We start from the raw sequence: 6,699 nt of genomic DNA on the forward strand, positions 1-6,699 counted from the left end.
CTGCGCGGCGACAACTACGATGGCCGGTTGAGCGGCGACTATGATGGCCGGTAGGATCGGTTGTCTGGTCTGATCGTAGGGAGGGGCGCAGCCCCGACCGGAGAGCGGACCAGACAACCGGTGGCGATCTTTTTCCCCTTCTTTCGGGGGGCAGATCGGGGCTGTGGCGGGCGGTGGTATCGGAACACTCATCGAACAACGAGCGATGGGTTTGCGATGCCGGGCCACCACATTTCCGATCAGCAGGTATTTCTCTTCATGACCCATCGTCGCCAACACACCCAGGCCGTCGCGGCTGCCAAGGCCGGTATCAGCGAACGCAGCGCACGCCGGATCGAGAACGATCCGCAGCTTCCGTCCCAGAAGAAGAAGGAGCGCCACTGGCGCACCCGCGCCGATCCGCTCGAGCCATTCTGGCCACGTATAGAGGAGTTGCTCCAGATCGACGGTATCATTGCCGTCACGGTCTTCGAGACGCTCCAGGACGAGTTCGGCGAGGATGCTGTTCCCGATGCGATACGACGAACACTGGAACGCCGGATCGCCCGCTGGCGGGCACTGCACGGCGGCGAGAAGGAGATCTTCTTCCCGCAGCATCATGAGCCCGGTCGGCAGGGCCTGTCGGATTTCACGGTATGCGACAGTCTCAAGGTCACTGTTGCCGGCGAGACCCTGGCCTATCGCCTCTACCACTTCCGCTTGGCGGCGAGTGGCTGGGAGCATGCGGCTGTCGTGCTGGGCGGGGAGAGCTTTGCCGCCCTTTCGGAGCACCTGCAGGATGCGTTGTGGAAGCTGGGCGGTGCGCCGGCCGAACACCGCAGCGATTCCCTGTCAGCCGCCTACAAAAACCTCAACGCCGATGCGCAGCGGGATTTCACCCGAAGCTATGACGAGCTGTGTCGTCATTACGGCATGCTTGCTACCCGCAACAACCGCGGCGAGGCGCACGAGAACGGATCGATCGAAGGTCCCCATGCCCATCTCAAGCGACGGCTCGATCAGGCCTTACGCCGGCGGGGCAGCCGCGATTTCGTTAGCATCGAGGCCTGGCGCGAGTTCGTTGAGGCGCAGGTCGCCAGACAGAACCGGCGACATGCTGCGCGCATCGATGCAGAACGCAGGGTACTCAAGGCGCTGCCCGCAAGGCGAACCACCGATTTCGCCATGGTCACCGTCGATGTCACCCGCAACGGCACCGTCGCCATCGATCGGGTTACCTATTCGGTGCCTTCCCGCCTCGTCGGACGGCGCCTCAACGCGCATCTCTTTGACGATCGCATCGAGCTCTTCCTCGGTCCAGACAGGGTAATGTCCACGCCGCGTGTGCGGATCAGTCATCCCCACCGGGGGCATAGCATCGATTTCCGGCACATGATCGGTAACCTGCGCCGCAAGCCCGGTGCACTGCGCAACCTCGTCTACCGCGAAGCCCTCTTCCCCGATCACGCCTACCGGCGGGCCTGGCAAGCCTTCGATGCCCAACTCGATGGACGGCAGGCCTGCCGCGATGCCGTCGCGCTGCTCGATATCGCCGCCAGGGGCGACTGTGTCGACGTGCTGGCCCGGCGGATCGATGAGGCTCTCGACAGCGGGCGCTTGCCCGATGTCGATGCGCTCAGGGACGAGTTCCTGCCAACCGCAAGATCGCAGCGCGATGTCGCTATCCCGCCACCCGATCTGCACAGCTACAACAGCCTGATCGCCAGCGGGGAGGTGCACTGATGACCCGCACCAAGGATCAGGCCGCCGCCGTACTGCCTACCCTGCTCAAGGCCTTGCGCCTGCCGAGCATCAACCGCAACTGGAAGCACCTCACCGACACCGCCGATCGCGATGGCTGGCCGGCCGCCAACCTGCTGGCCTCGCTTCTCGAGATCGAGATGGCTGATCGCTCCTCCCGGCGCATCCAGCGCCATCGCGACCAGTCCGGCTTGCCCGCAGGCAAGACCTTCGCCACCTTCGATTTCGACGCCGCCCCCGGCATCCGCAAACCGCACCTCTTGTCCCTCGCCGCCGGTGACGACTGGATCGAGAACGGCGGCAACCTGCTGCTGTTCGGCCAGAGCGGGACCGGCAAGACGCACGCAGTTGCCGCCATTGGCCATGCCCTCATCGACACGGGGCGGCGCGTCCTGTTCTGCTCCACCACCGACATGGTCCAGAAGCTCCAGTCCGCGCGCCGCGACCTCAGCTTGCCCGCCATGCTCGACAAGCTCGACAAGTTCGATCTCATCGTGCTCGACGATCTGTCCTACGTCCGCAAGGACCAGGTCGAAACCAGCGCCTTGTTCGAGCTCATCGCCCACCGCTACGAACGCCACTCGCTCGCCATTACCGCCAACCAGCCATTTTCGGCATGGGACAACGTCTTCCCTGATCCCGCCATGGCTGTCGCCGCGATCGACCGCCTCGTGCACCACTCGACCATCATCGAGATGAACGGCGAAAGCTACCGCAAGCGTTCCGCCGTCGCCCGCATCAACGCCGGCGATTACGACCCGCCCAATGGCGCCCCGGACCGGCCATCATAATTGTCGCTGGCTTCGCGCTCGGGAGCACCCTTGCTGAGGCAACGGGTAATTGTCGCCAGCGGCAATTACATGCCAACCATCCCATGCGCTTCAAACCCTCGCTTCCGGCCAGCGCCAGCGACAATTACCCAGCGTCGTAATTGTCGCTCGACGGTTGCTCCTCGCAACAGCAAATGGTAGCCAGAATTCACCAACCGGCGCGGCCACCTATCGGCCATCAAAATTGACGCCGACCGGACTCCGTAATCGTCGCGCTACAGCCGCGAAACTCGTTTGCCGCACTCGGTATGCTTTGTTCGTGCAGAAGGGAGCGTACGCGCTCGACCAGATGGGCAGATCCCGGAGCCGGGTAACGCATCTCGTAAAGTGCGTCAGGAAAGCCACCGAAATCATGAATTGTAGTGTGTCGGTCGAGGCCGTTGAGGGTCACAACACTCTCTTCCCAGTGCGCCGATATGATCAGGATCGCGGTCGGTCGAAAGGGGAGAAGCGCGGGCAGAGATTCGAGGAACGACCGCGCCGGACTGTCGCCAAGCGCAAGGCTTGGAGCACCGTGGCTAATGAATATGCTTGGGAGCATCGATTGAACCGCCAGAAGAGAGTTTATACGGGGATGGCATTACGGGCTGCGGGCGGAGAGCAGCTTCAGGTGATCGCAGGGTTGATAACGGTCCCAGGAAGCGGTGTCGGCTTCAATGCGTAGAGCCCATCGCCGATCAGAGCCTGGACTATGAGGGTGAGCGCCCAGAAGGCAGGAAATTCCCAACCCCCATTGGGATTGTTGAAGAAGAAGCCGGCGCCGGCATGCACCGTTGCAATCGCGCCGAGCAGGATTGGGATAAGGCCCAGCGCCACGATGCGCGGATAGATGCCGAGGAGCAGTGCAATTCCGCCAAGCGTTTCCGCTGTCATCACCAGATAAGCGATGAACCCTGGTACGCCGACCGACTCGAAGAATTGCGCCGTTCCGGCCGGCGTGAACACGAAGATCTTCATGCCTGCATGTGCGAGGAAGAGGCCGCCAAGGGCGGCACGCAGCACCGTGGCACCGATCATTCCGGTGTGGACTTTCATAGCATCGCTCCATCGACGCGACCGATGACAAAGGCATTGCCGTCGGTTGCGATGTCTGTCGCCGTGGAGTTCCGAACTGGATTTGCTCGGCTAGCTCTTAGCGGCGGGCGGAGCCGTCTCCGCCGATGCCGTGACAGGTAATCTGCTTCCCACCTCGCGATAATCTGCAAAAATGTGCGGCGTTATCACACCGCCAGTGTGAACCGAAGCGAGCGATCAGTTCCTGTCGGTTGTCTGATCGATGCGTCGCTGCCACGGTGGGGTGCCAGCAAAACGCTTGATAAGGAAATCAATGAAGACGCGCACCTTCGCGGGGAGATGCTCGTTCGGAGGGTACACTGCGTAGATGTTGCCGAGATCGAACGGAGGATGGTCGAGTTCGAGAATTTCGAGCCGACCATCTGCAACGGCATCGGCAACGATGAATGTGGGCTGGTAGACGATCCCCATACCGGCAATGGCCGCTGCGACAAGTGCGTCGCCGTTGCCGGCGCGAAGCGGCCCCGAGACAGGCACCTTGATATCGCCGTTGCTTCCAAAACTCCACGAACTGGGTCCGACAGCGTGGGACAGGGTGTAGCCAAGGCAGCGATGATCGCCGAGATCGATTACCGTCTTGGGGCGTCCGTGTTTTCTGAGATATGCCGGCGATGCGCAGACCGCCATGTGACAAGGCGCGAGACGGCGCGCAATCATGGGCGAGTCCTGTAGTCGTCCGATACGTATGGCGAGATCCCATCCTTCCTCCACGAGATCGACAAGACGATCGTTCACGCCAAGATCGATTGTCAGGTCTGGGTGAGCTTTGGAAAGGTCGTTCAAAATGGGCGCGATTTCGCTTGTGCCGAATGAAACCGGAACATTGACCCTGAGCAGTCCCCGCACCACTAGTTTGTCGGCTGCCGCTTCGGCTTCCGCTTCTTGAAGTTCGGCGATGATGCGTTCCGCGTTTTGCACGAAAGTGCGCCCGATTTCAGTCGGGGTCACTTTGCGTGTCGTGCGGTGCAGAAGCCGCACGCCGAGCCGCTGCTCGATAGCAGCGACATGTTTGGTCGCCATGGTCGGCGACATGTCCAAAGCCCGAGCTGCACCCGACAAGCTGCCCAGCTCGACGACTTTAAGCAGGACCTGAATCCCCTGGAACCTATCGAGCAAGCGACTATCCTCACACTGATGGTGTCAAATCTTCGCTCTAGGTAAGAAATTATGCCTCGCCTTACAATGAATAAGGTCGCTCCACCGGTGTGAGGTAACTTTCGTGCCCGAGTGAAGCGACGCTGGGGGCGGGGTCGCGGGTCGAATGGTCTCGCACCGTCCGGCTCGATGATGAGGTGCTGTGCGGAGAGAATTTCCTGCAATTGCGATCGCAAGGGAGTTTGCGTGATCGTCAATGCGTCCGACCCGCCGAACAGCAAGCTGGGCGGCTGCTTAATCTCAAGGGGCGAGCTGGAGTGATCGGCGACCGGTCTCATTGCCACCTATCGGGCGCAAGAAAGTGTCTTCGTACCTCTGGTGAGAGCAGAACTCCGTCTCGGTGGGATTATCCCATTGAAAGGCGATTGTTAGCTTAGGCGACACCCTGATGAACTGCCGTCAGAGGCAAACCGGACCGTATGGAAGCGGCCTGGCGCGCTTGCCTGCAGGCCTACGGGTGGCGCTTCGAGCGCTGCAATCCGGCGCGAGTAGATAAGGCAGAACGACAATGACGCTTCGATCGATTGTGCGCGTGTTGGGATTGTTGCGCGAGGCGTCTGCTCAAACCAGTGCCGCGGCATCCTCCCGGCCCGCCAATAAGGAATCAACAATGACCAAGGTGCTTGTCCTCTATTACTCGTCTCACGGTCATATAGAGGAGATGGCCTATGCCGCCGCCGAAGGTATCCGGTCGGTCGGCGTGGAGGCGATCGTGAAACGGGTTCCGGAGACGACCCCGGAAGAGATCGCGCAAAAAAATGGCTTTAAGCTTGACCAGAAAGCCCCCATCGCGACCGTCGATGAGCTTGCCGAGTATGATGGCATCATCCTCGGCTTTCCGACGCGCTTCGGCACCATGCCGGCGCAGATGAAGGCGTTTCTCGATCAGACTGGCGGGCTTTGGTATGAGCGTAAACTCGTCGGAAAAGTGGGGTCAATCTTCACGTCGTCCGGCACGCAACATGGTGGGCAGGAATCGACGATCCTTGGAAGTATTCCGGTGTTGCTCCATCATGGCATGATCATCGTTGGACTTCCCTATACCGCGCAGGGTCAGATGCGCCTTGACGAGATCACCGGCGGTTCCCCGTATGGCGCGTCGACGATTGCTGCGCCGGATCGCTCACGCCAGCCTTCCACCAATGAGCTGGAGTTAGCATCGCTGCAGGGGAAGTTCGTCGCGGAAGTTGCACGGAAGCAAGCGGCGGCCTGAGCACGGTCCTGAGGGGCCTGTCGATGCTTCTCAGGGTAGATGCGTTAGACAGCTGGCGGGTAATCACGGCGAAACGATCGCGCTCAGCGCGTGGACGGATACCCGCCAGCTGGAAACGACAGGTGATGATGCGCCGGCATAGGCGAGGGGCATGAACACCACATGCTGCCCGACATCGGCCGCTCGGCCGTCGCGGAAAAATCTACACAAACCCCGACCAGAAAATACCGGAGGTGGCGTGAGTCCCGTGGGAACCTTAGCGCTTCTTCCCGACCTTTCGGGGCTCCTGGGCGCGTTTGACCGGCTTCTTGTCGCTGAGGCTTCGCATGAAGGCGGAGAGGATCGGGGTCGTGTTCGCCTTGAGATAGGCACAGTGGGTTGGCGATGTGATGTTCGGTTCGGCCAGCCTGACGAAGGTTACGCCAGGCATGCGGATGCTCGTGACCGCTTCGGGAGCGATACAGATACCCGAGCCGATCGACACGAGCGCAAGCGCCGATGTTTGATCCTCCGCTTCGGCGCCGATAACAAGATTGACGCTTGCAGCCGACAGGGCGCTCAGAACAGCATCTGCGAAGCTCGGCCGATTTCCGGATGGGAACAGGATGAGCGAACGCCCGATAAGATCGGGAAGCCTCAGAGACGTTGCATGAGCAAGGTTGTCTTCGACCGGAAGTGCGACATAGA

The 6,699-nt window shown here is 61.1% G+C and carries 7 protein-coding genes; 3 read left to right on the forward strand and 4 right to left on the reverse strand.

Annotation, left to right across the window (positions count from 1 at the left end):
• Window positions 1-216: 216 nt before the first annotated feature.
• Entirely contained in the window at window positions 217-1,722 is a 1,506-nt protein-coding gene (istA, locus tag RLDS_RS31235) for an IS21 family transposase (protein WP_020818759.1), read from the forward strand.
• Window positions 1,722-2,531, forward strand: coding sequence for an IS21-like element helper ATPase IstB (gene istB, locus RLDS_RS31240; protein WP_020818758.1), 810 nt, complete (start codon window positions 1,722-1,724; stop codon window positions 2,529-2,531). Before istA ends, istB begins: the two co-directional genes overlap by 1 nt.
• Before the next feature lie 217 nt (window positions 2,532-2,748).
• Here the strand turns inward: istB and RLDS_RS57365 are convergent, their stop codons facing one another.
• The 3 genes from RLDS_RS57365 to RLDS_RS31250 form a co-directional block, all read right to left on the reverse strand.
• On the reverse strand, window positions 2,749-3,111 hold the full coding sequence (locus RLDS_RS57365; RefSeq protein ID WP_062121841.1) for a dioxygenase family protein: 363 nt from the start codon (window positions 3,109-3,111) through the stop codon (window positions 2,749-2,751).
• Between the two features lie 65 nt (window positions 3,112-3,176).
• Window positions 3,177-3,605 carry a DoxX family protein gene (locus tag RLDS_RS31245; RefSeq protein WP_021222964.1) on the reverse strand — a complete coding sequence of 143 codons (429 nt, stop codon included), beginning with the start codon at window positions 3,603-3,605 and terminating at the stop codon, window positions 3,177-3,179.
• A gap of 216 nt (window positions 3,606-3,821) precedes the next feature.
• Entirely contained in the window at window positions 3,822-4,760 is a 939-nt protein-coding gene (locus tag RLDS_RS31250) for a LysR family transcriptional regulator (protein WP_020818768.1), read from the reverse strand.
• Between the two features lie 649 nt (window positions 4,761-5,409).
• On the opposite strand from RLDS_RS31250, the gene wrbA reads away from it, so the two are divergent.
• Complete coding sequence (gene wrbA / locus RLDS_RS31255; RefSeq protein ID WP_020818767.1) at window positions 5,410-6,012, forward strand: NAD(P)H:quinone oxidoreductase; 603 nt, start codon at window positions 5,410-5,412, stop codon at window positions 6,010-6,012.
• Window positions 6,013-6,268: 256 nt separating this feature from the next.
• Here wrbA and RLDS_RS31260 read toward each other — a convergent pair.
• Window positions 6,269-6,699, reverse strand: a 431-nt coding sequence (locus RLDS_RS31260; RefSeq protein ID WP_021224460.1) for a LysR substrate-binding domain-containing protein, incomplete at its 5' end; no start/stop codon positions are given.

The organism is Sphingobium lactosutens DS20, from assembly GCF_000445105.1.
GTDB classification, from domain to species: domain Bacteria; phylum Pseudomonadota; class Alphaproteobacteria; order Sphingomonadales; family Sphingomonadaceae; genus Sphingobium; species Sphingobium lactosutens.